We start from the raw sequence: 25,357 nt of genomic DNA on the forward strand, positions 1-25,357 counted from the left end.
TGCGTCCATTTAAAGAAATTGATCTTAAAAACAAGATAGAGATACTAGAGGTATAGAACACCTAAACTCGTGCTGCATTGCCGCAAAATTCGAACTAATCCGCACAAGAAAATGCCCCGGCAGCGGGCCGGGGCATCTGGATGTAACGGTAATGCGTAGGCCAAGGCGTTGCTATTCCTCGCGGAACGCCCGGTTGAAGCTCTCGGTAATCGGCGAGAGGATGTAGTCGATGGCGCGTCGGGGCTTGTTGATGATGAGCGCCTCGGCCGGCATGCCGGGATAGAGGCGCACCTCGGGGTGCGCCGCCAGGCTCTGTGGCAGGATCTCGGCGCGTGCCACGAAGAAGGCCGTATTCGTGGCGGCGTCCTCCTGCTGATCTGCCGAAAGATAGGTCAGCTTGCCGTCGAGAGGCGCCACGCTGCGGTTGTTGTAGGCCGTCAGCCGGATCTGGACTGGCGCATCGACGCGCACCGAATCGATGTCGCGCAACCCGACCTTGACCTCCACGACCAGCGGCTCGTTCTCCGGCACGATGTCGAGGATAGGCTGTCCCGGAGAGATGACGCCGCCGGGCGTGCGGGTCCGGATATTCGTCACGATGCCGTCCTGCGGCGAGACGACATCGACGCGTCGCAGCACATCCTCGGAGGCGGTCAGCCGTTCCATCGTGTCGGCTAGCTCCAGCTGGGCCTGCTGCAGATCGGCCGCGACCTGCTGCTGGAAGTCGCTTTCGACCGCCAGGATCTCCAGCTCGGCGGTCGATTTCGCCTGCTCCGCCTTGGCCTTGCGCGAGACCAGCTCGGCACGGCGGCCGATCAGCTCGCTTTCGCGCGTCTGCAGCTCGCTCACCTTGGGCCGCGCCGCATAGCCCTTCTCATAAAGCGACGAGACGGCCTTGAGCTCGCGATCCAGCAGCTCGGCCTGGCGGTCATTGGCGTCCGACTGGGCGAGGGCGGCCTGGCGCTCGGCCTCCTGTTGCTCGATCGTCCGGCGCTGGATGTCGACCTTGCGCTGATACATTTCCCTGCGCGACTGGAAGACGTTGCGCTCCGCGCGCATCACCTCTGCAGCGATCAGGCTCTTGGATTCGCGCACATAGGGCGGGAATGTCAGGCTGGCCTCCTGGCCCTGCTCGGCGCGCAGGCGCACCAGCCGCGCCTCCAGGCCGGTCCGCCGGGCGCGCAGCTGCGCCAGTTCGGCCTTGGCGCGTGTGTCCTCCATCCGCACCACCGGCTGGCCGGCCTTCACCGCCTCGCCTTCCTGCGCCAGCAGCGTCTTGAGGATGCCGCCTTCGAGATGGCTCACCGTCTTGCGCCGGGAATCGACCACGACGGTGCCGGAGGCGACCGCTGCGCTGGAAAGCTGGGCGGAGAACGCCCAGCCGCCGAATCCGCCAAGTCCGATCGCGATCGCAGCGAGGCCGGCGATGACCGGCGTGCGCAGGCTCGGCGCGCGCGGCTCGTCGCTGTCCTGGTCCCAGCTGGGCGCGGGGAAATCGGCGGCCGCCTGCGCCAGTGGCGCATTGTCCCGGCGAAGCTTGAGGTCGCGCGTCATGCCGGTGCTCCCTGGGCCGCGAGCGCCGTGCGGGGTTCCTTGGCCGGCACCGTGCGGCCGTCGACGGTATCGACGACGTCGCCGCGCGGGCCGAATTGAGTGATCCGCCCGTCCTGCAGCACCAGGATCTTGTCGGCGATCTGCATGATCGAGGGGCGATGGGCGATCAGGATGACGATGGCGCCGTCGGCTCGCATGGCGTTGACGGCGCGCACCAGGGCGCGCTCGCCCTCGGCGTCGAGATTCGAGTTGGGCTCGTCCAGGACGATGAAGCGGGGCTTGCCGTAGACGGCCCGCGCCAAAGCGATGCGCTGGCGCTGCCCGCCCGAGAGGAGGTAGCCGCTGTCTCCCAGCTGCGTATCGTAGCCGAGCGGCAGGCGCCCGATCAGTTCGTGGACATCGGCGAGCCGCGCGGCATCCAGAACGTGCCGCGGATTGTCCTTGCGCATGCGGGCGATGTTCTCGCGCAGGCTGCCGTCGAGCAGGGAAACGCTCTGGGGCATGTAGCCGACCATGTCGCCGAACGAGCCGCGCTCCCACAGGTAGACATTGTGGCCGTCGAGATAGACCCCGCCGGTCGTCGGCCGCACCACGCCGACCAGAATGCGCGCCAGCGTCGATTTGCCCGAGGCGGAGGGGCCGATGATGCCAAGGACCTCGCCGGGCGACAGCGAAAAGGACACGCCTTTCAGGATAGGCACGTCCGAGCCGGGCGGCGCGTAGACGACGCGGTCGACCGTGAGTTCGCCTTCGGTGCGCGGGGTCGGGGCGACCTCGCGTTCGGGCGTCTGGTTCTGGAGCAGGTCCTGGATTCGGCGCCAGGCGGCGATGGCGAAGACCCATTGCCGCCAGCCATCCACCATGGAATCGAAGGGCAGCAGGAGCCGGCCCATGATGATGCTGGAGGCCACCATCGATCCCGGGGAGACCTCCTGGCGAATCACCAGGATCGCGCCGACCGAGAGCACGGCGATCTGCATGGCATAGCGCAGCGTGCGCGCGACCGAGGCCACGGCGCGGCCCCGTCTGGTGCCGATGTCGAGCATGTCCTGCGCGCGGGTCTGTCCGCCGCGCCAGCGCCGTGCCAGCGCCGGCAGCATGCCCATGGCCTCGATCGCCTCGGCATGGCGCAGGCTGGCTCCGACCGAGCCGACATTGTCGATCGTCATCTCGTTGGCGCGCTTCAGCGCGCGGCGGCTGACGAGGTCTGAGACGAGGCTGACCGCCACGATGATGACGGCGGCGACGACGGCCACAAGCCCGTAGAGCGGATGCAGCAGGAACAGGACGCCGAGAAAGAGCGGGCACCAGATCGCCTCGAGCGGCACGCTGATCGCATTGCCCGTGACGAAGGAGCGGACGTCGCTGAGATCGCGGATCGCCTGGCTGGCGCGGACGCCGCCTTGCCCCACCGAGGCGCTCACGGCGGCCTGCAGAACAGGCAGGTTGAGGCGGCGCACGAGGATGCTGCCCATGACCTGAAAGGTCAGTGCCCTGATGAAATCGAGGATGCCGAACAGCGTCAGCGCCACGGCCGCGACGACGATGAGCATCGTCAGCGTGTCCATGCTCTGGCTGTTGACCACCCGGTCGTGCACCTGCAGCATGAACAGCGGAACCGTGAGCTGCAGCATGTTGATGATGCCGCTCAGCAGACCTGCGTAGATCAATCCAGACAGAAACGCCTTGCGCCCGTCATGGAGAAGATCGTCGATGCTGCGAGACGCGGCTGGCTTCGATCCACGGCTCATCAGCGCGCTCCCGCCAGTATCAAGACGATACATTCACAAGAGCCGGCCAGAGAACCGGATTTGGATTGCGTCAAATTTTGAACCAAATTAGGCCTACAGTGAAGTTGTTGGATTGATTATTGACAGCCAATCATGACGATCTGATGGTCATCTTTGGTAGAGATGTATCAAATCACGCGAGTCCAACGCCAAATATAACAAATCCTTCAGAGATTTGGCTGCTAGGGAGCTTCGAAGTGCCATGAGATTGTTTCTAAATTCGTTCTAATGTTGAGGCGACAGGGGGTTTATCGATGAACGCAAAGCAGCACGCCCATTACGGCGCGGCCCTGGCGGTGTCCGACCGGCACGTGGTGATGGCTCCTGAACTACCTGCGACAGACCCCGGGGCTCCCGCCGAGGAGCGCGTAACCGTGCCGACGGTTGCCGGCGATTCGGGGACGGTCGAGCATCTCGACCTCGTCCGTCTGGTCGAGCGGGTGCATCGCCGATTCGTCGATCTGCTTCGCGTCGACCTCACCCGGCTCGGCACGGAGGATCTCAGCCCGGGCCAGGTCATGATGCTGTTCACGATCGGGGATGACGAGCTGACGGTCCGCGACCTGATCGACCGCGGCTACTACCAGGGTTCGAACGCCTCCTATAACCTCAAGCAGCTCGTGAATGCGGGCTATGTCGAGCGCAACGCCTCGGTCCGCGATCGCCGTTCGGCGCGCATCAAGGTTTCGGACAAGGGGCGCGCGCTCTGCGAGCTCGTGCGCAAGATCGACAAGGCCTATCAGGACCTGGTCGCCAGCAGCGAGCAGGATATCCGCGATCTCGAGACGACCTTCCGCACCCTGCGCCGCATGGAGGACGTCTGGTCGAACGCCCTGCGCTACGGCGAGGTCAAGCTATAGGCGTCGCGCGGCGCAGCCATGCGGGCCGTTTTCGTCCATCGCCATTATCCCGGGCAGTTCGGCCATCTCGCGCGCCATCTCGCCGAGCATGGCTGGCATGTCAGCTTCGTCTGCGAGACGGCCGACAGCCAGCCCAGCCATGTGCGCATCCTTCGCTACATGGCGCCGTCGTTGCGGCGCAGCGGGGTGCATCGTCACCTCGCCGTACCCGACCAGCATGTGCGGATCGGGGAGCAGGTGGCCGCCGCGCTCGACACGTTGCGCAAGCAGGAGGGGCCGCCCTCCATCGTCATCGGGCACATTGGTTGGGGCGGGCTGCTTTTCGCCAAGGATGTGCTGCCGACCACGCCTATGCTCGGCTATTGCGAGTTCTACTATCGCGCCGAGGGCAGCGATGTCGGCTTCAGTCCCGAGGACGAAGTCACGCTGGACGAGCGTATGCGGCTGCGCATGCGCAATACCGCGCAGGACGTCACGCTGGCGGCGATAGAGGCGGGAATCAGCCCGACACGCTGGCAGCGCGCGCAATACCCCTCCCATCTGCGCAAGCGCATCGCGGTGGGCCATGAGGGCGTGGATGTCGAGCTCTGCGTGCCCCGGAGGGACGCGAGCCTTGCCCTGCCGGGCGGAGTGGTGATTCGGCGCGGCGATCCCGTCGTGACCTTCGTCTCGCGCGATCTCGAGCCCTATCGCGGTTTTCCCCAGTTCATGCGCGCCGCCGCGAAGGTCATAGAGCGGCATCCGACAGCCCTGGTCGTGGTGGTCGGCGGCGACGGCGTCAGCTATGGGCGGGCGCGCAGCGACGGCCGGTGCTGGCGCGAGGTGATGATGCAGGAGACCGGGATCGATCCCGCCAGGATCGTGTTCCTTGGCCGTGTCCCGCATCCCGTGCTGATCACCCTGCTCCAGATCTCGGCGGTGCACGTCTATCTCACCTATCCGTTCGTCCTGTCCTGGTCGCTGCTCGAGGCCATGGCCTGCGGCTGTGTCATCGTCGGGTCGGCGACCGCGCCTGTGCAGGAGGTCATCCGGCATGGTGTGAACGGGCTCCTGGTCGATTTCTTCGACGAGGAAGAGCTGGCGAAGATGATCCTGGGCCCGCTCAGGCAGCCGGCGCGTGTCGAGGCGATGCGCGCCAAGGCGCGCCGGACCGTGGAGACGCAATTCGCGCTGCGCCCCTGTATCGACAGGCAATTGCGCATCCTGAACCGCGTGATGTCGGGGCCGATCTGAATCCAGAGGCGCTTCGCGAACCCGCGGTCACATGGTGTGAAAGGAGAAGACCGAAACGTGCCGGTAGGTCTGGCCGGGATCGAGCCGGGCCGATGGGAAGTCCGGCCGGTTGGGGGCGGCGGGCCAGCGTTGCGGCTCAAGGCAGAACGCATCGGACTGGCGGTACAGGCGCCCGCCCTTGCCCGGTATCGAGCCGTCGAGAAAGTTGCCGGAATAGAACTGGATGCCGGGCTGGTCGGTGGCCAGATCGAGCGCCCGGCCCGAGGCGCGATGCACAACCCGCGCCACGGGACGCGGGGCTGAGACCTCCGCGTCGTGCGTCACAAAGCAATGGTCATAGCCCCGCGCCAGCCGCAACTGCGGATCATCCATGCGGATGGATGTCCCGATCAGTCGAGGCCCTCGGAAATCGAACGGCGTGCCGGCGACGTCGGCCGGTGCGCCAACTGGGATCAAGCCGGAATCGACCGGCAGGAAGCGCTCGGCCTGGAGCGTGAGCTCATGGCCGAGAATGTCCTCGCCGGACGCGGTGCCGGCCAGGTTGAAATAGCCATGATGCGTCAGGTTGACGACGGTGGGCCGGTCGGTCGTCGCCTCATAGGCGATGGTGACCTGCTGGGGTCCGCTGATGCTGTAGGTCACCCGCGCGATGAGCTCGCCCGGGAAGCCCGCTTCGCGATCCGGGCTCGTGCGCGTCAGCGTCACGAAGGGCGTTGGGCTCTCGCCGAGGCTCTCGATTGCCCAGAGTACCCGGTCGAACCCCTCTGCGCCGCCATGGAGCGTGTTGGCGCCGTCATTGGCGCAGAGCGTGTGGCAGGCCCCGTCGAGCGTGAACGCCGCATTGGCGATCCGGTTGGCGTAGCGCCCGACCGTGGCCCCGAAGAAGTCGCGCCGGGCCAGATAGGGCTCGAGCGTGTCATGCCCGAGCACGACATCGGCGCAGCCCCCCGCGCGATCGGGCGCGTAAAGCGCCTGGATCGCGGCGCCCAACGTCATGATCGAGACAGAAAAGCCGGCCTCGCCGCGCAAGGTGATACGTTCGACTGCAGTTCCGTCGGGAAGATGTCCAAAGGGTTCGCGGCTGAGGCGGCTCATGTCTTGGAAAGCTTGCATGTCAGTCCTCGAATGCTGCCACGATACGCCGACGCCCGAGCAGGAAGGCATCGGCCACCAGGGCCAGCGGGGCCAGATCGACGTCGCTCTGCCCGGTCGCGATCAGATCGGTGAAGCGGCCATAAATGCCGCGATATTCGCGTTCAGGCTCGTCGACGAGGTCCTTGCCATCATGCAGGAGCCTTGCGCCGCCCGCGGCCAGGACAAGCCTGCCTGCCTCGGTTTCGATCGCGATCGACCAGATCTGCTCGCCGGTCTGGAGGAAGTCGAGTTCTGCGTGGATAGGCAGGCCCGACGCAGTCGCCAATGCGAGATCGGCCGCGATCGGCGCCTGCCGGTTGGCGGGGAAGGCGAGTTCCGCGCCGGTCACGAAAACGGCTTCCGGCAGGATCGCGGTCAGGATCGAGAGCGCGTTGATCCCGGGGTCGAACACGCCGAGGCCGCCGGGCTCGAAAATCCAGTCCTGACCGGGATGCCAGACGCGGACATCTTCCTTCCAGGTGATCTCGACCGAAAGCGCGCGATGCCGGGCCAGAAACGCGCGCGCCGGGGCGACAGCGGGTGCGAAGCGCGAATGCCAGGTGGCGAACAGGCTCAGGCCGCGCGCCCGGGCCATTATGACGAGGGGAGCGATCTCGCTGACCGTCGCGCCGGGTGGTTTTTCGAGCAGGACATGCTTGCCGGCAGCGAGCGCGGCCTCGGCCTGGTGGCGGCGGCCTTGCGGCGGTGTGCACAAGGCGACGGCATCGACCTCAGGGCATTCCGCCAGCAGCGCGTCGAGCGTTGCGAAGCACTTCACCCCGTCCAGGCTGGCATTGCGGCTGGCTACGGCACAGAGTTCGATGCCGGGCGTCGCCGCCACCGCCGGCAGATGCTGGTCGCGGGCGATCTTGCCGAGGCCGACAATGGCGAGACGGATGGGTTTCATCGCTTCGACCTGACTCGTTCGTCGGATCGCCACTGCGATGAGAAACCGTTTTCTCATTGCAGTGGCGATCGATTAGGCATATGAAAAACCGGTTTCTCAAATTGAGGCGGTCGGTGTCAAGTTTTGTGCCTGGCGAGCGTGTGACGATCTACGACGTGGCCGAGGCCGCGCGCGTCAGCACCGCCACGGCCTCGAAAGCGCTCAACAATGCCGGGCGCATGTCGCAGGAGACGCGCGACCGCATCAAGCGGATCGCGTTGGAGCTGGGGTTCCGTCCCAATTCCCTGGCGCGAAGCCTCACCCGCAAGCGCAGCTTCACCGTCGGGTTGCTGACCAACGACACCTATGGGCGCTTCACCCTGCCAGTTATGGCGGGGGTTTCCGAGGGGCTCATCGACCATGGCGTCTCGGTATTCCTCTGCGCCGTCGAGGATAATTCCGAGCTCGCCAAGCTCCATGTCGATGCCATGCTCGACAAGCAGATCGACGGCATCATCGCCACCGGCAAGCGCACCGACAAGCCGCTGCCGGTCGATCTCTCCTTGCTGACCGTGCCGGTGGTCTATGCGCTGACGGCGGGCCCCGCCGACGGCGTAACCCTGGTGCCGGACGACAGGCAGGGCGCAAGCGAAGCCATCCGCCATCTGGTCGGGCAGGGGCGCCGGCGCATCGCGCATGTCACCGGCCCCCGCGATTTCGGCGTTGTGCATGAGCGCGCGCTGGCCTGCTCACAGGCGTCGACCGAGGCCGGCGTGAGCGCCCTGCCGACGCTCTATGGCTCCTGGTCGGAGCATTGGGGGCATGAGGCGGTCGAGATGCTCTGGGCCGGGCCTCAGACGCCCGACGGCATCTTCTGCGGCAACGACCAGATCGCGCGCGGCGTCGTCGATGCCCTGCGCGAACGCGGCGTCACGGTGCCCGGCGACGTCTCCGTCGTCGGATTCGACAATTGGGAGATCGTCGCCAAGGAGACGCGCCCGCCGCTGACGACCATCGACATGAACCTGAAGGAACTCGGCCGGCAGGCGGGGCTCGCCCTGCTTGGCCTGGTCAATGGCGAAGCCGTCGAAAGAGGGATCTGGAGGCTGCCCTGCAGCCTCATCGTGCGCTCGTCCTAGCGCAGCTCGAATCTAGAAAAAACGGCCGCAAATAAAACAAGGCCGCAACCGGAGGAGGAACACATGAAGGGACTGAAAGCAGCATTGCTTGCCCTCGTCGCCATGCAGGCATCGGTGGGCGTGGCGCAGGCGCAGCAGAAGCTGACGATGTGGTCGCGTTCGAGCAGCCAGGCGTTCATGCCGGCGCTGATCGAGGCGTTCAATGCCAAGCACAAGACGCAGATCGAGCTGCAGATCGTGCCAAATACCGAGATGGTGCAGAAATACGCGATTTCGGCGGCCGGCGGCTCGGCCCCGGACCTGCTCTCGCTCGACCTCGTCTATACGCCGGCCTTCGCGGCCTCGGGCCAGCTCGAGGACCTCACCGACCTCGCCAAGGGCCTGCCGTTTTTCGATAGCCTGTCCAAGGCTCATCTCGGCGCCGGCAGCTACGAGGGCCGGATCTACGGCGTCCCGATGTCGGCCGATGCGTCGGTGCTGCTTTGGAACAAGCGCCTCTTCCGCGAGGCCGGCCTCGATCCGGAGAAGGGCCCGACAAACTGGGCCGAGATCGAAGCCTATGCCGGCAAGGTGAACGCGCTCGGCGGCGATGTCCGCGGCTTCTACTTCTCCGGCGCCTGCGGCGGCTGCAACGCTTTTACCTTCATGCCGCTGATCTGGGCCTCCGGCGGCGACATCCTGGTCGATGGCGGCAAGCGCGCCACGCTGAACACGCCGCAGATGCGCGATGCCGTGGCGCTCTATCGTGGGCTGGTGGCGAAGGGCTATGTGCCCGAAAGCGCCAAGACCGATGCTGGCCCCAACTTCTTCGGCGGCTTTGCGACCGACAGGATCGGACTCTCGCCGATCGGCGCCTTCGCGATCGGCAACCTCGTGAAGAACTATCCCAAGGTCGAGTTCGGCGTGACCTTCCTGCCCGGCAAGGATGGCGGCAAGGCCTCCTTCGGTGGCGGCGACAACTTCGTCGTCACGGCGGGGCGCAAGAACCTGCCGGCGGTGAAGGAATTCCTGACCTTCGCCTATTCGCTGGAAGGCCAGGCCCTGCTCGCCCGGCTCGGCAGCCTGCCGACCCGGGCCGACGTCGCCGCCGAGGCGGTGAAGGACCTCGATGCGCGCTATCTGACCGCCACCGAGGCGATGAAAATCGGCCGCACACCGTCCTCGCCGGTCTACAACGACATCATCAACAGCAGCACCGGCCCATGGAAGCAGATGCTGAACGAGGTGTTCTTCGGCAACGACGTCAACGCCTCGCTCGTCAAGGCCGAGAAGACGATGCAGTCGATCCTCGACACCGCCGGCAAGTAAGGCGGCGCGCAGCGCCTGCCTCCAACGCCAGCAGGTCGCGCGGGCTCTGAAGCGCCCGCGCCGGTTCCAGCCTCGTCGGAAAGACCGAGATGACCCAGCAAGAGAGACCGATAGGCCATGGGCCCGGCCGCAGGGGCGCGCGCCTGCGCCGCAAGCAACTGGCCGGACTGCTGTTCGTGGCGCCGGCGGTGCTGCTGGTGCTGGTGTTCTTCCTCGTCCCGCTCGGGATGGCGTTCTGGATGTCGCTGCACAACTGGCCACTGCTCGGCCGGCCGCGCTTCATCGGCGTCGCAAACTACGTGAACCTGATGAGCGACGAGCGCTTCTGGAACGCGATGCGCTTCACCGTCTACTACACGGTGGTCGTCACCATCGCGATCTTCGCGGTCGCCTTTCCGCTGGCGCTGTTCGTCGAGAAGGCGCGGCCGCTGACCAAGGTCTACCGCACGGCCTTCTTCCTTCCGGTAGTGATCGGCTTCGGCTCGGCGAGCCTGCTCTGGGCCTGGCTGATGAATGTCGACGTCGGCCTGTTCTCGCCGCTCGCCTACCGCCTGGGCCTGACCGAGAAGCCGGTCAACCTGCTGGCGAGCTTCGACACCACGTTCTGGTCGATCATCGCCATGGTCGTCTGGAAGACCGCCGGCTTCAACATGATCATCCTGCTGACCGGCCTCCAGGGCATTTCGACCGAAGTTCAGGAAGCCGCCCGCATGGATGGCGCCTCCTCCTGGCAGCGCTTCCGGCGCATCACGCTGCCGCTGATGCGCCGGACGATCGCGCTCGCGCTGATCCTGTCGGTCGCCGGTTCGGTGCTGGCCTTCGACCAGTTCTACATCATCGCCGATGGCGGCCCGCAGAACAGCACCGTCACCGCCGTCTACTGGATCTTCAGCCAGTCCTTCGTGTCGTTCCGCCTCGGCTATGGCGCGGCGATGTCCATGGTCCTGCTGGCGATCCTGGTCACGATCAGCGTCGTCCAGTTGCGATTGCTGCGCACGCCGGAGGGTGCCTGATGTCCCGCAAAGCCGCCAGCACGCGCCGCAGCTGGGCGTCCGTGCGCTATAATGTCTTCGGGCTGATCGCCTCGCTGTTGTTCATCGCGCCGATCGCCTGGAGCGCGCTGGTCAGCTTCAAACCGACGGCGGAGGCCGCGCGTCCGCCTTTGCCGCCCTGGCCTGTCGAGGGTTTCAGCACGCAAAGCTACGAGAACCTGGCGAAATACGGCGTCGGCATCTGGACCTATGCCGGCAACAGCCTGACGGTCGCGGCGGCGACGGTCGTGATCACCGTCATCATCAGCCTGTTTGCCGGCTATGGGTTTTCCCGCTTCCAGTTCCCGATGAAGAATGTGCTCTTCATCCTGATCATCTCCACCGTGATGATCCCGTTCCAGTCGATCCTGACCCCGCTCTTCCTGATCCTGACCAAGCTCGGACTGCAGAACACCCTGCCGGGCATCGTGCTGATCTATGTCACGCTGCATTTGCCCTTCTCGATCTTCATGATGCGTAACGCTTTCGACGCCGTGCCCAAGGAGATCGAGGATGCCGCGCGGGTGGACGGCGCCTCCGTCCTGCTGATGCTGCGCAAGATCATGCTGCCGCTCGTCCTGCCGGGCGTCGCGACCGTCGCGATCTTCGCCTTCCTAGCCTCGTGGAACGAGTTCCTGGCGGCGCTCATCCTGCTGACCGACCAGAAGAAATACACCCTGCCGGTGATGATGGCCGCGGTCCGCTCCGGCCAGTTCGGCACGATCGACTGGGGCGCGGTGCAGTCGGGCGTGATGCTGATGATGGCGCCCTGCCTCCTGCTCTTCCTGCTGCTCCAGCGCTACTACATCCGCGGACTGACCGCGGGCGCCGTCAAGTGACACCTCCAACGCTATCCATGGTGATGACATGACCTCTCTCGACCAGCCCAGGGCCCATGGCTTCAGGCCGCTCGCCGTTCCCGATGTCGAAGTCCGCGGTTTCTGGGGCGAGCGCATCGACGCGGTCGCCGACAAGACGGCGATGATTCTCTACGAGCGCTGCGTCGCTGCCGGCATGTTCGACCAGATCGACCCGACCCGGCCGGTGCCGCCGGTCAGGATGCCCTACCACACCCGCGCCGACGGCTCGCCCGACACCGTCAACGTCCAGATGTTCTGGGATTCCGACGTCGCGAAGGTCATCGAGACGGCGGCCTATGCGCTCTATCGCAAGCCCAACCCCGATCTCGAGGCGAGGATCGACGCGATCATCGACATGTTCGCCGGGCTGCAGCAGCCGGACGGCTATCTCAACTCCTGGTTCATCCGGATGGACCCTGGCCAGCGCTGGACCAACCTGCGCGACTGCCACGAACTCTATTGCGCCGGCCACCTGATCGAGGGGGCGGTCGCTTATTTCCACGCCACGGGCAAGCGCAAGCTGCTCGACGTGATGTGCCGCTATGCCGACCACATCGACACGATGTTCGGGCCGCGCCCTGGCCAGAAGCCCGGCTATTGCGGGCATGAGGAGATCGAGCTCGCGCTGATCCGGCTTGGCCGCGCCACCGGCGAGCAGCGCTATCTCGACCTCGCCCGCTACTTCATCGACGCGCGCGGCCAGCAGCCGCACTACTTCGATGTCGAGGCGGCCGCGCGTGGTGCCGACCCCGCCCAGTTCCGCCACAAGACATACCAGTACAACCAGTCGCATCTGCCGGTGCGCCAGCAGGGCAAGGTCATCGGCCACGCGGTGCGCGCGATGTATCTCTATTCAGGCATGGCCGATGTCGCGACCGAGTTCGGCGACGACACGCTCACCGATGCGCTCAAGGTGCTCTGGGAGGACCTGACCTCGAAGCAGATGTATGTCACCGGCGGCATCGGTCCCGCAGCCAGCAACGAGGGCTTCACCGACTATTACGACCTGCCCAATGAAAGCGCCTATGCCGAGACCTGCGCGGCGGTCGGCCTGATGATGTGGGCGAGCCGGATGCTCGGGCGCGGTCCCGACCGGCAGTTCGCCGACATCATGGAGCAGGCGCTCTACAACGGCGCTTTGTCGGGCCTCTCGATCGACGGCTCGCGCTTCTTCTACGACAACCCGCTGGAAAGCCGCGGCGGCCATCATCGCTGGACCTGGCATCGCTGCCCGTGCTGCCCGCCCAACATCGCCCGCACCGTCGCGGCGATCGGCAGCTACATGTATGGCGTCTCGGCCGACGGCGTCGCCGTGCATCTCTATGGCGAGAGCACGGCCAGGCTGACGGTCGGCTCGAGGATCGTGACGCTGACCCAGGCCACGGCCTATCCGGCAGACGGCCGGGTGACGATCTCCGTCGCTCTCGATGACCCCGCCAGCTTTACCCTGGCCTTGCGCGTGCCGGGCTGGTGCGACGAGGCGAAGCTGACGCTGAATGGCGAGGCCGTCGAAGCCGCGCCGACACCCAATGGCTATCTCGACCTGAAGCGCGCCTGGAGCGACGGCGACACGCTCGTCCTGGACCTGCCGATGGCGGTGCGCGCGCTGCACGCCCATCCGGCCGTCAGGGCCGATATCGGCCGCGTCGCCATCGCACGCGGGCCGCTGATCTATTGCGCCGAGGAGGTCGACAATGCCGACGGGCTCAATGCGCTGATCCTGCCGCAGGACCTCGCTGCCGCCCGCACGACGCCGGCACCCGACCTTAACGGCGCTGTCGCGATCGAACTGCCGGCCCGGCGCGAGGCGCGGCCCGAGGGAGACACGAAACTCTACGATTCCCGGCCGCCGGCCACCTCAGATACGACCGCGCGGCTCGTGCCCTATCACCTCTGGGACAACCGCGAACCCGGCGAGATGCTGGTCTGGATGAGGACCGAGCGATGAGCACGCCCGACACAGCCACGATCGAACTGCGCGGCGTCCGAAAAACCTTCGGCTCGGTCAACGTCATCCACCATCTCGACCTCAAGGTCGAGGCCGGCGAGTTCGTCGTCTTCGTGGGCCCCTCCGGCTGCGGCAAGTCGACCCTGCTGCGCATGATTGCGGGGCTGGAGGAGGTTACCGATGGCGACATCCTAATCGCCGGGCGTGACGTCACCGATCTCGACCCCGCCAAGCGCGGCATCGCCATGGTGTTCCAGTCCTATGCGCTCTATCCGCATATGAGCGTCCGCGAGAACCTCGCCTTCGGGCTCGAAATCGCCAGGACCCCGGCCGCCGAAATCAGGCGTCAGGTCGATGTCGCCGCCGATATCCTGAAGATTGGCCCGCTGCTCGACCGGCGCCCGGGCCAGCTTTCGGGCGGCCAGAGGCAGCGCGTCGCGATCGGCCGCGCCATCGTGCGCAAGCCGCTGGTCTTCCTGTTCGACGAGCCGTTGAGCAACCTCGATGCGGAACTTCGGGTCAGCATGCGCGTCGAGATCGCCCGGCTGCATCGCGAACTCGGCAACACGATGATCTACGTCACCCACGACCAGACCGAGGCGATGACGCTGGCAGACCGGATCGTGGTGCTGCGCGACGGCAGGATCGAACAGGTCGGCACGCCCCGCGAGGTCTATGAGGATCCGGCCAATCTGTTCGTTGCCGGCTTCATCGGCTCGCCGCGGATGAACATCATCGACGGGGTTAGCCTGGGCGGTGGCCGCGTGGTCCTGGCCGGCACCGAGATCTTGCTGCAAAAGCCGGTCCCCGCGGCCGTCGACGAGGCGATCAAGTTCGGCGTCCGCCCGGAGCACTGGTCGGTCGGCGAACGCCGTTCCGCCTCGCTGCCGGCGCAGGTCGATTTCGCGGAGTACCTGGGCAGCACACGCTTCCTGCATTGCAAGCTCGAGAACGGCAATGTCGTCACGGTCGAGCAGCGCGATGGCGGGGACGCCAAACCGGGCGACCGGCTCTGGCTGACCTGCCAGGATCAGGCGGTGAAGTTCTTCTCCGCAAGCGGTGAGAAGAGGGTCTGACCGAGACTGGCGGGGCAGGGGATGGGGACGGCGCAGGCGTCGTCCAGCCTCTCCTCAACGGTAATAGATGGCGATGCGGTCGCCGGCGATCTCGTGGATCGCCATCTCGATCTCGTAGATGTCTCGCATCACCTCGGCGGTCATCACATCGCACGGGCTGCCCTGATGCACGACCCTGCCGCCGCGCATCGCGACGATGTGGTCCGCATGGCAAGAGGCGAAATTGATGTCGTGCAGCACGACGACGACGGTCTTGCCGAGCTCGTCGGCCATGCGGCGCAGCAGCTTCATCATCGCGCCGGCATGCTTCATGTCGAGATTGTTCAGGGGCTCGTCGAGCAGCACGTAGTCTGTGTTCTGGCAGAGCACCATCGCGACATGGGCGCGCTGCCGCTGCCCGCCCGACAATTCATCGAGGAAGCGGTCGGCCAGAGTCTCCAGACCGAGGAAGGCCAGCGCCTGGTCGACATGCCCGCGGTCCTCGGCGGTGGTGCGCCCCTTCGAATAGGGGTAGCGGCCGAAAGCGACGAGGTCGCGCACCGTCAGCCGCGAGGCGATGTGGTTGTCCTGCCGCAGGATCGAGAGCCGGCGCGCCAGCACGTCGCCGGGCGTGCGCGCGACGTCGAGGCCATCGACGCTGATCTGGCCGGCGCTCGCCGGGATCAGCCTGCCGATCATGGTCAGGAGCGTGGACTTGCCGGCGCCGTTGGGCCCGATCACGGCGGTGACGCCCGCCTTCTTCAGGCTCAGGCTGACGCCATCGACGACGACCGTGTCGTCGTAGCGCTTGCTGACATCGCGGATTTCGATCACCGGACGGCTCCCCGGACGAGCATGATGAGAAAGACAACCCCGCCGACGAACTCGACGATGATCGCGAGCGCGGTATTGAAGGCGAAGACGCGCTCGAGAATGACCTGCCCACCGACGAGGCAGAGGAAGGCGAGCAGCACGGCGGCCGGCATCGTCAGCGCGTGCCTGTGGCTGTTGACCAGCTGATAGGCGAGATTGGCGACGAGCAGCCCGAAGAAGGCCACCGGCCCGACCAGCGCGGTGGAGGTGCTGACGAGGATCGCCGTCAGGATCAGGATACGCGAGACGGCGGCCTGGTAGTCGACGCCGAGCGCGACCGCATTGTCGCGCCCGAGCGAGAGCACGTCGAGCACGCCCAGCATGCGCCAAACGATGAGGGAGGCACCGGCGGTGACGATGGCCGCCACTCCCAGCAGGCTGGGATCGACGCTGTTGAAGCTGGCGAAGAAGCGATCCTGCAGGACCACGAAATCGGTCGGGTCGATCATCCGCTGCATCACAGCCGAGAGGCTGCGGAACATCACCCCGAGTATGACGCCGGCCAGGAGCAGCAGGTGCAGGCTGCGCGTCGTGCCGGCGAAGAGCCAGCGATAGAGCAGGCTGGCGAGAAGCGTCATCGCCGCCGCCTGGCCCAGGAACAGCAGACGCTTGTCGACGAGGCCGAACGCCCCGGAGCCGGCGACGAAGACGAGCGCGGTCTGGATGAGGATGTAGAGCGCGTCGAGGCCCATGATCGACGGCGTCAGGATGCGGTTGTTCGTGATCGTCTGGAACATCACCGTCGAGATCGCGATCGCATAGCCGACGAGCAGCAGCGTCGCGAGCTTGGTCGCGCGCAGCGGCAGCACGAAGTCCCAGCGTCCCTTGACGCCGAGCGTCATGAAGCCTGCGCTCGCCACGAGGACGAGTGCCGCGAGCAGCAGGAAGAGCGGGGCGCGGCTCTTGCCGGTTGCAGGACTAGCCGACACGGGCGCGCTTCCTCAGCAGGAGATCGAGGAAGAGGCCGCTGCCGACGACGCCCATCACGGTGCCGATCGGGATCTCGAAGGGATAGTTCAGCAGGCGTCCCGCGAGGTCGCAGAGCAGCACCATGCCTGCGCCGAGCAGCGCCGTGTAGGGCACGCTGCGGCGCAGATTATCGCCGATGAAAAGGCTGACGATATTGGGCACGACGAGGCCGAGGAACGGGATCATGCCGATGGTCGTCACCACGAGCGCGGTGATCATTGCCACGATCGTCAGGCCGAGCGCCATGACATTGCGATAGTTCAGGCCGAGATTGGTGGTGAAGTCGCGGCCCAGCCCCGCGACGGTGAGCCGGTCGGCGGCCAGATAGCCAACAGCCGCAAGTCCGAAGGCGATCCAGAGCAATTCGTAGCGGCCCTGCAGCACCATCGAGAAGTCGCCGTTCGTCCAGGCCGAGAGCGACTGGAGCAGGTCGTAGCGATAGGCCAGGAAGCTCGTCAGCGCGCCGATGACATTGCCGAGCATCAGCCCGACCAGCGGCACGATCAGCGGTGAGCGCAGCGGCACGCGCGAGAGCACGCCCACGAACATCAGCGTGCCCGCGAGCGCGAAGGCCGCCGCGATCAGCATCTTGGCGATGATCGGCAGGTCCGGCGCGAGCAGGGTCACGCTCAGCATGCCGAGGCTCGCAGCGTCCACCGTCCCGGCGGTCGAGGGCTCTGCGAAGCGGTTGCGCGCCAGCATCTGCATGATCAGCCCGGCAATCGCGATCGACGCGCCGGCGAGCATGATGGCAAGCGTGCGCGGGATACGGCTCGTCACCAGCAGCAGCGTCGAGCCCGGTTCCAGGCTGAACAGGCCGCCAAGCGACAGGTCGCCGACGCCGACAAGCAGGCTTGCGACGACCAGCACGAGCGTGGCGAGAAGTATGGCGACCGGGTGCAGCTTCATGATGGCCTGTCACGACACCGGGGCGCGGCCCGACTGGCCCGCCCCGGTTCCGTATTCGAGCCGGCAGATAGCCCGCCGGCAGGGAGTCCTGGCTTACTTCGCCGCCGAGAGGGCTGCGTCGATCTGGTCGACCGAGGCCTGCAGGGCCTGCGCGCCGCCGCCGATCAGGTACCAGTTCTGCGAGTTCAGGTAGACCACCTGCTTCTTCTTCCAGGCGGTGGTCTGCGCGACCAGCTCGTTGTCCAGGAGCTTGGCGGCGGTGCCGGTCTTGCCGATGGCGGCCTCGCGGTCGATCACGAAGAGCCAGTCGGGGTTCGTCTTCTGGATGAATTCGAAGTTCGCGGGCTGGCCATGCGAGCCGATCTTGAGGTCGGGCACAGCGGGGACAATGCCGAAGGCGTCATGTAGCATGCCGAAGCGCGAGCCGGGGCCAAAGGCGCTCATCCGGCTGCCGACGGTGAGGACGAGCAGTCCCTTGCCGGCATTGGCAGCCTTTGCCTTGACCGCGGTGGTCGAGGCGTCGAGCTTGTCGAGCAGTTCCTTGGCGCGCGCATCCTTGCCGAAGGTGCGGCCCAGCAGTGCGATGTTCTCCTTGGCACTATCATAGGGGCGCTTGGCATCGACGCTCATGTCGATCGTCGGCGCGAGCTTGGCCAGCTCGGCATATTTCGGGCGGGACCGGCCGCCGACTATGATCAGGTCGGGCGACAGCGCGGCGATCGCCTCGTAGTCCGGCTCGAACAGCGTGCCGACCTTGGCGTAGCCTGCCCCGAGGAACTTCTCGAGATAGGCCGGCTTCGAGCCACCGGGCACAGCCGCAACCTCGACGCCGAGCGCATCGAGCGTATCGAGGCTGGCGAGGTCGAACACCACGACCTTCTTCGGCGTGGCGGGGAGCGTCGTCTCGCCCGAGCCGTGCCTGAGGGTCAGCGGCTGCGCTGTCGCGCCCGTGGCCGTCAGGGCGAGGCCCATGAGCAGGCCGCAGAAATGCTTGCGTGTCAGGTTCATCTTGGTTGCTCCGTGGGAAACAGGGACGGCCAGCCGGCCGGGAACGGGTTCGGGGCGATCACGCTCGCGTCGATCTCGGCGAGTTGCCGGCGACCGGTGGTCGCCATCGCCGCCTCGAGCTCGACCGAGAGGATGGTCAGCGCATGGGCAACGCCGGAGGCGCCGGCGACCGCGAGCGCGTAATAGAGGGGCCTGCCGACGAGCACGGCGCTGGCACCCAGCGCGAGCGCCTTCAGGATGTCCGTGCCGCGTCGGGTGCCTCCGTCGAGCAGGATAGGGATGCGCCCGCCCAGCCGCGCCGCGATGGCCGGCAGGAGGGCGAGGCTCGGCGGCATCGTGTCCAGCACGCGCCCGCCATGGTTGGAAACGATGATGCCGTCGCAGCCGATCGCCTCGGCCTGCGCCGCGTCATCGGGATCGGTGATACCCTTGAGCAGGAGCGGCAATGTCGTCTGGCTGCGAAGCCAGGCGATGTCGTCCCAGCCGGGCGCATGGTCGAGCAGGCCGCGGAAGATCGGGCTCGTGCCGGGTCCGACCTGCGGTGCCGGCGGCGCCTGGAAGTCGGCGAGGTTCACCGCAGAGATACCCGCCGGCAGGACAAAGCCGCTTCGCTGCTCGTCATTGCGGATACCGCTGACCGGCGCATCGACCGTGACGATCAGCGCGCGATAGCCCGCAGCCTCCGCCCGACGCACCAGCGAGAGCGTGTGCTCGCGGCTGGCTTGCATGTAGAGCTGGAACCAGAGCGGGCCATGGGCCTGCGCCGCGACCTCCTCCAGCCGGATGCTGGCCTGCGTGCTCACCACCATCGGCAGCTTCACGGCGGCAGCGCCCAGCGCCATCGCGTGCTCGCCCTCCGGATGGACGAGGCGCTGGAACGCCATCGGCGCGACGAGCACCGGCAAGGGCAGGTCCATCCCGAACAGCGTCGAGGCCGTGCTGGCACCGCGCATTTTCCGCAGCACGCGGGTTTTCAGGAACAGCCCGTCGAAAGCCGCGCGATTGGCCCGGTCCGTCAGGCCGTCGGCGCTGGCGCCGGCGATATAGGCGCAGACCGGCGCTGGCAGGCGCTGCCGCGCATGCCGCTCGTAATCCGCGAGGCTGACGATATCGGGGGCGATCACGCTCATGCGGTCGCTATCCGGTCGGGAGCGCTGTCCCTCAGCCGGGCGAGCGCCCGCTGGCCGAGGCTGCGCAGATCGGGATCGCGGCTCCCGGCGAGGTCGTCGGCGACACTGCGCCAGAAATCGGGAATACCACCCTCGATCGAGCGCTCAAGCCATTGCAGGGCGCCCGCCCGCTGGCCGGCACCGAACAGCAGCCGCGCATGGTTGAACTGCCCGCGAAAATCGCCGCCCTCGGCCGCGCGACGATACCACTGCGCAGCGGCGGCGGGCCGAGACCCCCCGGCCCAGCCTTCCTCGCCATAGCGCCCGAGCATGTTCATCGCCTTGGCGTGCCGCCGCCGCGCGGCGCGCAGGAACCAGAGCCGACCCTGGTCGAGGTCGCGCTCACAGCCATGGCCGTCGAACAGCAGCATGCCGAGGTTGAACTGTGCCCAGACATGGCCGGTCTCCGCCGCCTGTCGATACCACCCGGCCGCGAGGTCGGGCCGAACGTCCACGCCCCAGCCCAGTTCGCAGCAACGCCCGGCCATGTTCGCGGCTTCGGCGTGTCCGCTGCGCCCCGCCCGCTCGAACCAGCCGAAAGCGGTGGCCTGATCCTTTTCCGTGCCGTGCCCGGACAGCAGCAGGTGCCCGAGCGCCGTCTGGGCGCGGAGATCGCCGGCCTGCGCGGCGGTCCGCACGGTCTCGAAAGCCTCCCGGTCACCGCCCGCAATGGCATCCGACCAGTCCTGCACCGACAGCGTCCGGCTCTTCGCGCGGAAGCCGATCTCGAGCCCGGGCTGGGCGGCGAGCGGCGCGAAGGACGCCGGCTTGGCCAGCGCATTGCCGATAGCGGTGCGGATCGAGCGGATCATCTGCGGCGAGCCAATGTCAGGACTTCATGGCCGAACTCAGATCTCGGCCCACTGCCGCAGCAGGTTGTGGTAGGTGTTGGTCAGCGTCAGCACGGAGGGGTGATCGTCGCGCAGCTCCTGCCGCAGGCGCATGATCGCCTGGTCGAGATTGTAGAGCAGCGTGCGGTTGCCCTGGTCCCGGATCATCGACTGCGACCAGAAGAACGAGCCCCAGCGACTACCTCGCGTAATCGCATTGACGCTGTGCAGCGCCGTCGTCGGGTAGACGATGAGATCGCCCGCTGGCAGCTTCACCGCATGCGAGCCGAAGGTGTCCTCGATCATCAGTTCGCCGCCGTCATAGTCCTCGGGGGGCGTCAGGAACAGCGTCGAGGAGATGTCGGAGCGCATGCGCGCGCCGCCGGCCGCCGTGCGGAATGCACCGTCGACATGCGATCCGAACTTCATCCCGACATCGTAGCGGTTGAACATAGGCGGCAGCACGCGCAGCGGCAGCGCGGCGGATGTGAAGATCGGGTTGCGGCCGAGGGCCTGCAGCACGATCTGGCCGAGTTCGCGCGCCTGCGGCGAGTCCACCGGCAGTTGAAGGTTGAACTTGACCTTGCGCGCCTGCTCGCCGGCAGTCGCGGAGCCGTCGGTCCAGTCGGAGCTCTCGAGGATGCTGCGGCAGTGACGAACCTCGTCTGCCGTCAGTAGGCCGGGGATATGCACGAGCATGTCATCGCCTCAACAGAAACAGGTGGAGGGCCGGTTACGACCCTCCACCTCCGCATCGATCGGTTTTGCGCAACTCAGAAGGTGGCGCCGACAGTCATCACGACGGTCCGTCCCGCACTCGGGATGGCGCGCGAGGTGTTCAGGTTCTCGCCCTGGAAATACGTGTCGTAGTTGCGACGGTCCGTCAGGTTGTAGCCGTTGATGGCCACGCGCCAGTTCTTGTACTCGTAGGAGACCAGCGCATCGAGCGAGAAGCTGTGCGGCAGTTCCGACATCTTGTCGTTGCGGACATACATCTTGTCCCGATAGGTCACGCCGCCGCCGACCAGGAGCTTGCCGGGGATCGAGGCCGGAAACAGCGTGGCGACGTCGTAGGTCGTCCACAGCGAGGCGGAGTTCTTCGGCACACCCGGGACGGGGTTGCCCTTGATGGCGGTGCTCGTCGTGCCGATGATCTCGCTGTCGAGATAGGCATAGGACAGGTTGAGCGACCAGGCATCCGTGACCTTGCCCGAGAGCCCGGCCTCGAAGCCGCGGACCCGCTGCTTTTCACCTGTCTGGGTCAGCGTGCCGCTGGCCGGATCGGAATAGTAGGCGTTGTTCTTCGTGATCTGGAAGATCGCGCCGGTCAGGCCGAGACGGCCTTCGAGCAGGTTGATCTTGGCACCGAGCTCATAGGTGTCCGTCCGCTCCGGATCGAGATTGGTACGGGCGGCCACGATCGGGTTGGTGTCCGAGGCGACATACTGGCCGAAGGGCAGGTTCGCCGCCGAGGCATAGGAGGCATAGAAGGTGTAGTCCTTCGTCGGCTCCCAGATGATGCTCGCCTTCGGGCTCCAGAAATTGGCGTCGGCCTTCGTCACCGACCGGCCCGTCGAGGAGGTCAGGTCGTATTCCGACTGGAAATAATCCCAGCGCACGCCAGCGAGCACGGAGAGCTGGTCGGTGAACCACACACGATCGCTCGCGAAGACGCCGACATTATCGGAGTTCGAACGCTTCACATTGTTGGCGTTCGGGACGATCGTGTAGTTTGCCCAGGTGTTCGGCGTCCACAGGCGCGGCAGCGGGCCCTTCGACGGCGAGTAGGAGAAGCCCTGGCGCTTGTCGTCCTGGTGGTTCATGTCCAGGCCGAAGATCAGCTCGTGGCGCAGGAAGCCCGTGTGGAACTTCGCCGTGCCGGTCGAGACGTTCTGGATGCCCCAGGTCTTCTGCTCGTTGGTCGGACCGCCGCCAGCGCCCCAGGCGAGCAGCGGATCGCCGCCGGCGAAGAAGCTGTTGGCGCAAGTCTGGTCGCAGGTGGCGGTCGTCGCGCTGAAGCGGCGGTCGTAATAGGACAGGCGCGTGTCGTTGCTGAAGGTCAGCCAGTCGGTCACCTTCGTCTGGAAGCGCGAGGTGATCATGTCGACATTCGACACGTCCTCGTCCGTTGACTTCCCGTAATAGGACCCGCGCGGGATGCCGAACTCGGTCACCGGCCGGCGTACGCTCGACGCGGTGCGGCCGATCATCGGCACGCCGTAATCGGGCGTGCGGTCATTGTGCTGGTGGAAATAGTTCAGGTGCCAGGTCGTGTCGGTGCCGAGCCCCATGCCGAGCGAGGCGGCCAAGCCCCAGCGGTCGGACTTCACGCCGTCGCGGTCGACGATGTCCTGCTTGTTGGCCATGCCATTGATGCGGATGGCGGTGGTGTCGTTGATCTGCTTGTTGACGTCGAAGGTGCCGCGTCCGAGCGAACCGGAGCCCAGCGAGCCGTTGACATCATAGCGGTCGCCCAGGCGCGCCTGCTTGGATGTGGTGTTGATCGCGCCGCCCGAGGTGCCGACGCCGAAGCTTTCCGAGGACGGGCCCTTCAGGACCTGGATCTGCTCATAGTTGAAGGCGTCGCGGACATAGACGCCGAAGTCGCGCAGGCCGTCGACATAGTTGTCGCCGAGCGCCTCGAAGCCACGGATGCGGAAGCGGTCGCCCTGCGGGCCGCCATTGCCTTCACCGATCGAAGCGGTGATGCCCGGCACATTGCGCAGCGCCTGCTCCAGCGTCGTGATCTGCTGCTGCTTGATGATCTCCTGCGGGATCACGTTGACCACCTGCGGGATATCCTGGACCCGGCCCGGGAGACGGCCGATGCCGGTCTCGGCCGTGTTGGCATTGCTGGTCTCGGCGCCCTGCACATCGATCGTGGGCAGCTGCAGCGATGCGTCGGACGGCGCCTGGGCCATCACCTCGAAGGGGGCCAGGGCGGCGGCGCCAACTGCGAGGCCGAGCACCCATGTTGCCTGGCTGGACTCGTCCCGATCGATTATCTGGTTCATCGTAATTCCATGTGGAGCGCGAGTGTGCGTTGACCGGCTTATAGACTCCGCCCATTTTTAGCCTCAATCGCGATGTTTCGGAGCCTGTCTAAGTTTCGTTTTTCGCAAGTGAGAACGATTCTAAGGGAAGCTTCGGTGAGACGCGGCTGTCGGCGTCCCGCGTTGACAGGCGGCCGCGCGGCATGGCCAGAAGATGATCATGGACAATCCCGGCGACCCCGCGAAACACGCGATATTTGCTGAGGCCGCCGGCGTCGCCCTTGCGCGCGGCGGCGGGAAGTGGCGCGCTAACCATCTCGGCAAGCTGCGCCTGCTGATCGCGCTCGATGCCCTGCTCGTGGCCGGCAGCGTCAACGGCGCCGCGCGCGAGATGCAACTCAGCGTCCCGGCGATGAGCAGGCTGCTTGGCCAGATCCGGGCGGAAATCGGCGATCCGATCTTCGTTCGGGCCGGGCGGCAGCTCGTGCCGACCCCTCGCGCCGAGGCCATGCGGATGAGCCTGCGGCGGCTGGTTTCGGATGTCGAGCGCGTGTTCGACGGGCCCGGCGAGGCACCTGCCACCCAGCCCTGGACGCGCCCGGAGGCGACGGTCGATCTCGGCTTCAGCCAGGCGCCGCCCTTGTCGCTGCGTCCCAGCACGCTGCTCGAGGGCCAGCCGACCCCGGTCCAGTTCGCCACTGTCCTGGCGGGGCTTGCCGATGCCTCCGACCCCAGGCAGCGCCTGGCGCGCTACATCGCCCTGATCGGCCGGGGGGTGGGGCATTCGCGCCCCTTGTCGATGGACGAGGCCGAAGAGGCCTTCTCGATCATCCTGGCCGGACAGGCCGACCCCTACCAGATCGGCGCCTTCCTCCAGGTCATGCATTATCGCCGGGAGACGGCGGCCGAACTCGCCGGGCTCGTGCGGGCAACGCGCCGGCATTTCGGGCTCGCCACCGTGCCCTCGCCGGGAGCGGATCTCGACTGGCCCGTCTATCTCGCCCAGCTGTTCCGGCGCCCGCCCTGGTTCCTGCAATCGGCGAGGCTCGTGGCCGATGCCGGCTACCGCGTCCTGCTCCACGGGGCCGATGGCGGCGTCGCCGACCCCGCGATCGATCTCGCGACGCAGACGCTCGGCTTTTCGGTGTCGACATCGCTGGCCGCCGCGCGCAGCGCGGTTCACGCACGTGGCATCGCCTTCCTGCGGCTGGACGATTTCGCCAGCCAGCTGCCCCGGCTCCTGGCCATGTATCCCCTGGTCCAGTCGCGCTCGCCGGTCCATTCGATCCGCCACATGCTCAATCCGCTCGGCGCCACGGCAAGCCTGCTGGGGGTTGCCCGAACCGCCTATTTCGGCCTCCATCGCGACGTCGCGCAGGTGCTGGACTGGCCTCGCGTATCGGTCCTCGCCAGCGCGCGCGACGTCGCCGAACTCAACCCATTCAAGGCGGCGAAGGTCTATCGCTGGGCCGACGGGGCAGCCGACGATATGAGCCTTGCCGGCGTTCCCTCAGTGCGCTCTCCCGTGCGCGCGCATTTCTCGGCGCTGGAACATTGGCAGGCGGTCTGGCGGGGCAATGAGCGCGACGTCCGCGCGCAGAAAACCATCGTGAACACGGCAGCCGTCGCGCTGATGACCATTCGAGGGGAGGGCGCGTCCGCCTACCCCGCCGCGCAGGAAGAGGCGCTGGCGCTGTGGTCGAGGCGCCATGAGGCACGCGCGCCGACAGCATAGGCTGCGTTCAGGGGGCCGCACAGGGCTGTTGCGCCGCTGGCGAACTCGGCCGAGACTGGCGTGCCATCGACGC

General features: G+C 66.6%; 21 protein-coding genes. 9 read left to right on the forward strand and 12 right to left on the reverse strand.

Going from position 1 to position 25,357, the window contains the following annotated elements; translation table 11 throughout:
• Window positions 1–171: 171 nt before the first annotated feature.
• Both AC1D2L_RS08545 and AC1D2L_RS08550 read right to left on the reverse strand, forming a co-directional pair.
• The gene (locus AC1D2L_RS08545) at window positions 172–1,554 is read right to left on the reverse strand and encodes an HlyD family type I secretion periplasmic adaptor subunit (RefSeq protein WP_476845427.1); all 1,383 of its coding nucleotides are present in this window, start codon (window positions 1,552–1,554) and stop codon (window positions 172–174) included.
• Entirely contained in the window at window positions 1,551–3,305 is a 1,755-nt protein-coding gene (locus AC1D2L_RS08550) for a type I secretion system permease/ATPase (protein WP_476845428.1), read from the reverse strand. The genes AC1D2L_RS08545 and AC1D2L_RS08550 overlap by 4 nt, the downstream gene beginning before the upstream one ends.
• Window positions 3,306–3,598: 293 nt before the next feature.
• Here AC1D2L_RS08550 and AC1D2L_RS08555 point away from each other — a divergent pair, with 293 nt between their 5' ends.
• On the forward strand, window positions 3,599–4,204 hold the full coding sequence (locus AC1D2L_RS08555) for a MarR family winged helix-turn-helix transcriptional regulator (protein ID WP_476845429.1): 606 nt from the start codon (window positions 3,599–3,601) through the stop codon (window positions 4,202–4,204).
• 18 nt (window positions 4,205–4,222) lie between these two features.
• The gene (locus AC1D2L_RS08560; protein ID WP_476845430.1) at window positions 4,223–5,437 is read left to right on the forward strand and encodes a glycosyltransferase; all 1,215 of its coding nucleotides are present in this window, start codon (window positions 4,223–4,225) and stop codon (window positions 5,435–5,437) included.
• A gap of 27 nt (window positions 5,438–5,464) precedes the next feature.
• On the opposite strand, the gene AC1D2L_RS08565 is transcribed toward AC1D2L_RS08560, so the two are convergent.
• Together AC1D2L_RS08565 and AC1D2L_RS08570 are read right to left on the reverse strand one after the other, a co-directional pair.
• Window positions 5,465–6,550 (reverse strand): aldose epimerase family protein, encoded by a 1,086-nt coding sequence (locus tag AC1D2L_RS08565; protein WP_476845431.1) that lies wholly within the window; start codon window positions 6,548–6,550, stop codon window positions 5,465–5,467.
• A 1-nt stretch (window position 6,551) separates the two neighbouring features.
• Window positions 6,552–7,478, reverse strand: coding sequence for a Gfo/Idh/MocA family protein (locus AC1D2L_RS08570; protein ID WP_476845432.1), 927 nt, complete (start codon window positions 7,476–7,478; stop codon window positions 6,552–6,554).
• A 113-nt stretch (window positions 7,479–7,591) separates the two neighbouring features.
• Here AC1D2L_RS08570 and AC1D2L_RS08575 point away from each other — a divergent pair, with 113 nt between their 5' ends.
• The 6 genes from AC1D2L_RS08575 (at window position 7,592) to AC1D2L_RS08600 (ending at window position 14,819) form a co-directional block, all read left to right on the forward strand.
• The gene (locus AC1D2L_RS08575; protein ID WP_476845433.1) at window positions 7,592–8,596 is read left to right on the forward strand and encodes a LacI family DNA-binding transcriptional regulator; all 1,005 of its coding nucleotides are present in this window, start codon (window positions 7,592–7,594) and stop codon (window positions 8,594–8,596) included.
• A gap of 63 nt (window positions 8,597–8,659) precedes the next feature.
• Window positions 8,660–9,904: an ABC transporter substrate-binding protein gene (locus AC1D2L_RS08580; protein ID WP_476845434.1), complete on the forward strand. Its 1,245-nt coding sequence runs from the start codon at window positions 8,660–8,662 to the stop codon at window positions 9,902–9,904.
• Window positions 9,905–9,993: 89 nt separating this feature from the next.
• Window positions 9,994–10,917: a carbohydrate ABC transporter permease gene (locus AC1D2L_RS08585; RefSeq protein ID WP_476845435.1), complete on the forward strand. Its 924-nt coding sequence runs from the start codon at window positions 9,994–9,996 to the stop codon at window positions 10,915–10,917.
• Window positions 10,917–11,774, forward strand: a complete 858-nt coding sequence (locus AC1D2L_RS08590; protein ID WP_476845436.1) for a carbohydrate ABC transporter permease — start codon at window positions 10,917–10,919, stop codon at window positions 11,772–11,774. The genes AC1D2L_RS08585 and AC1D2L_RS08590 overlap by 1 nt, the downstream gene beginning before the upstream one ends.
• 28 nt (window positions 11,775–11,802) lie before the next feature.
• Complete coding sequence (locus tag AC1D2L_RS08595) at window positions 11,803–13,743, forward strand: glycoside hydrolase family 127 protein (protein ID WP_476845437.1); 1,941 nt, start codon at window positions 11,803–11,805, stop codon at window positions 13,741–13,743.
• Window positions 13,740–14,819, forward strand: coding sequence for an ABC transporter ATP-binding protein (locus AC1D2L_RS08600; RefSeq protein ID WP_476845438.1), 1,080 nt, complete (start codon window positions 13,740–13,742; stop codon window positions 14,817–14,819). Before AC1D2L_RS08595 ends, AC1D2L_RS08600 begins: the two co-directional genes overlap by 4 nt.
• Before the next feature lie 54 nt (window positions 14,820–14,873).
• On the opposite strand, the gene AC1D2L_RS08605 is transcribed toward AC1D2L_RS08600, so the two are convergent.
• The 8 genes from AC1D2L_RS08605 to AC1D2L_RS08640 all read right to left on the reverse strand — a co-directional run bounded on the left by AC1D2L_RS08605 (window position 14,874) and on the right by AC1D2L_RS08640 (window position 23,570).
• Window positions 14,874–15,632, reverse strand: a complete 759-nt coding sequence (locus tag AC1D2L_RS08605; protein ID WP_476845439.1) for an iron ABC transporter ATP-binding protein — start codon at window positions 15,630–15,632, stop codon at window positions 14,874–14,876.
• Window positions 15,629–16,600, reverse strand: coding sequence for an iron chelate uptake ABC transporter family permease subunit (locus tag AC1D2L_RS08610; RefSeq protein WP_476845440.1), 972 nt, complete (start codon window positions 16,598–16,600; stop codon window positions 15,629–15,631). The genes AC1D2L_RS08605 and AC1D2L_RS08610 overlap by 4 nt, the downstream gene beginning before the upstream one ends.
• Complete coding sequence (locus AC1D2L_RS08615) at window positions 16,590–17,549, reverse strand: ABC transporter permease (RefSeq protein ID WP_476845441.1); 960 nt, start codon at window positions 17,547–17,549, stop codon at window positions 16,590–16,592. The genes AC1D2L_RS08610 and AC1D2L_RS08615 overlap by 11 nt, the downstream gene beginning before the upstream one ends.
• Window positions 17,550–17,642: 93 nt before the next feature.
• Window positions 17,643–18,557 carry a siderophore ABC transporter substrate-binding protein gene (locus tag AC1D2L_RS08620; RefSeq protein ID WP_476845442.1) on the reverse strand — a complete coding sequence of 305 codons (915 nt, stop codon included), beginning with the start codon at window positions 18,555–18,557 and terminating at the stop codon, window positions 17,643–17,645.
• Window positions 18,554–19,687 (reverse strand): alpha-hydroxy acid oxidase, encoded by a 1,134-nt coding sequence (locus AC1D2L_RS08625; RefSeq protein WP_476845443.1) that lies wholly within the window; start codon window positions 19,685–19,687, stop codon window positions 18,554–18,556. The genes AC1D2L_RS08620 and AC1D2L_RS08625 overlap by 4 nt, the downstream gene beginning before the upstream one ends.
• Window positions 19,684–20,538, reverse strand: coding sequence for a tetratricopeptide repeat protein (locus AC1D2L_RS08630; protein ID WP_476845444.1), 855 nt, complete (start codon window positions 20,536–20,538; stop codon window positions 19,684–19,686). The genes AC1D2L_RS08625 and AC1D2L_RS08630 overlap by 4 nt, the downstream gene beginning before the upstream one ends.
• 36 nt (window positions 20,539–20,574) lie before the next feature.
• Window positions 20,575–21,255, reverse strand: coding sequence for a Fe2+-dependent dioxygenase (locus AC1D2L_RS08635; RefSeq protein WP_476845445.1), 681 nt, complete (start codon window positions 21,253–21,255; stop codon window positions 20,575–20,577).
• A 74-nt stretch (window positions 21,256–21,329) separates the two neighbouring features.
• On the reverse strand, window positions 21,330–23,570 hold the full coding sequence (locus AC1D2L_RS08640) for a TonB-dependent receptor (RefSeq protein WP_476845446.1): 2,241 nt from the start codon (window positions 23,568–23,570) through the stop codon (window positions 21,330–21,332).
• Window positions 23,571–23,769: 199 nt separating this feature from the next.
• Here AC1D2L_RS08640 and AC1D2L_RS08645 point away from each other — a divergent pair, with 199 nt between their 5' ends.
• On the forward strand, window positions 23,770–25,284 hold the full coding sequence (locus tag AC1D2L_RS08645; RefSeq protein WP_476845447.1) for a glycosyl transferase family protein: 1,515 nt from the start codon (window positions 23,770–23,772) through the stop codon (window positions 25,282–25,284).
• Window positions 25,285–25,357: the final 73 nt, after the last annotated feature.

Source organism: Allobosea sp. P1_B10, from assembly GCF_056406735.1.

Coding starts and splice junctions, on each gene's coding strand:
- AC1D2L_RS08545 (WP_476845427.1), bottom strand. CDS start 1,554: ATGACGCGCGACCTCAAGCTTCGCCGGGACAATGCGCCACTGGCGCAG.
- AC1D2L_RS08550 (WP_476845428.1), bottom strand. CDS start 3,305: ATGAGCCGTGGATCGAAGCCAGCCGCGTCTCGCAGCATCGACGATCTT.
- AC1D2L_RS08555 (WP_476845429.1), top strand. CDS start 3,599: ATGAACGCAAAGCAGCACGCCCATTACGGCGCGGCCCTGGCGGTGTCC.
- AC1D2L_RS08560 (WP_476845430.1), top strand. CDS start 4,223: ATGCGGGCCGTTTTCGTCCATCGCCATTATCCCGGGCAGTTCGGCCAT.
- AC1D2L_RS08565 (WP_476845431.1), bottom strand. CDS start 6,550: ATGCAAGCTTTCCAAGACATGAGCCGCCTCAGCCGCGAACCCTTTGGA.
- AC1D2L_RS08570 (WP_476845432.1), bottom strand. CDS start 7,478: ATGAAACCCATCCGTCTCGCCATTGTCGGCCTCGGCAAGATCGCCCGC.
- AC1D2L_RS08580 (WP_476845434.1), top strand. CDS start 8,660: ATGAAGGGACTGAAAGCAGCATTGCTTGCCCTCGTCGCCATGCAGGCA.
- AC1D2L_RS08585 (WP_476845435.1), top strand. CDS start 9,994: ATGACCCAGCAAGAGAGACCGATAGGCCATGGGCCCGGCCGCAGGGGC.
- AC1D2L_RS08590 (WP_476845436.1), top strand. CDS start 10,917: ATGTCCCGCAAAGCCGCCAGCACGCGCCGCAGCTGGGCGTCCGTGCGC.
- AC1D2L_RS08595 (WP_476845437.1), top strand. CDS start 11,803: ATGACCTCTCTCGACCAGCCCAGGGCCCATGGCTTCAGGCCGCTCGCC.
- AC1D2L_RS08600 (WP_476845438.1), top strand. CDS start 13,740: ATGAGCACGCCCGACACAGCCACGATCGAACTGCGCGGCGTCCGAAAA.
- AC1D2L_RS08615 (WP_476845441.1), bottom strand. CDS start 17,549: ATGAAGCTGCACCCGGTCGCCATACTTCTCGCCACGCTCGTGCTGGTC.
- AC1D2L_RS08620 (WP_476845442.1), bottom strand. CDS start 18,557: ATGAACCTGACACGCAAGCATTTCTGCGGCCTGCTCATGGGCCTCGCC.
- AC1D2L_RS08625 (WP_476845443.1), bottom strand. CDS start 19,687: ATGAGCGTGATCGCCCCCGATATCGTCAGCCTCGCGGATTACGAGCGG.
- AC1D2L_RS08630 (WP_476845444.1), bottom strand. CDS start 20,538: ATGATCCGCTCGATCCGCACCGCTATCGGCAATGCGCTGGCCAAGCCG.
- AC1D2L_RS08635 (WP_476845445.1), bottom strand. CDS start 21,255: ATGCTCGTGCATATCCCCGGCCTACTGACGGCAGACGAGGTTCGTCAC.
- AC1D2L_RS08640 (WP_476845446.1), bottom strand. CDS start 23,570: ATGAACCAGATAATCGATCGGGACGAGTCCAGCCAGGCAACATGGGTG.
- AC1D2L_RS08645 (WP_476845447.1), top strand. CDS start 23,770: ATGGACAATCCCGGCGACCCCGCGAAACACGCGATATTTGCTGAGGCC.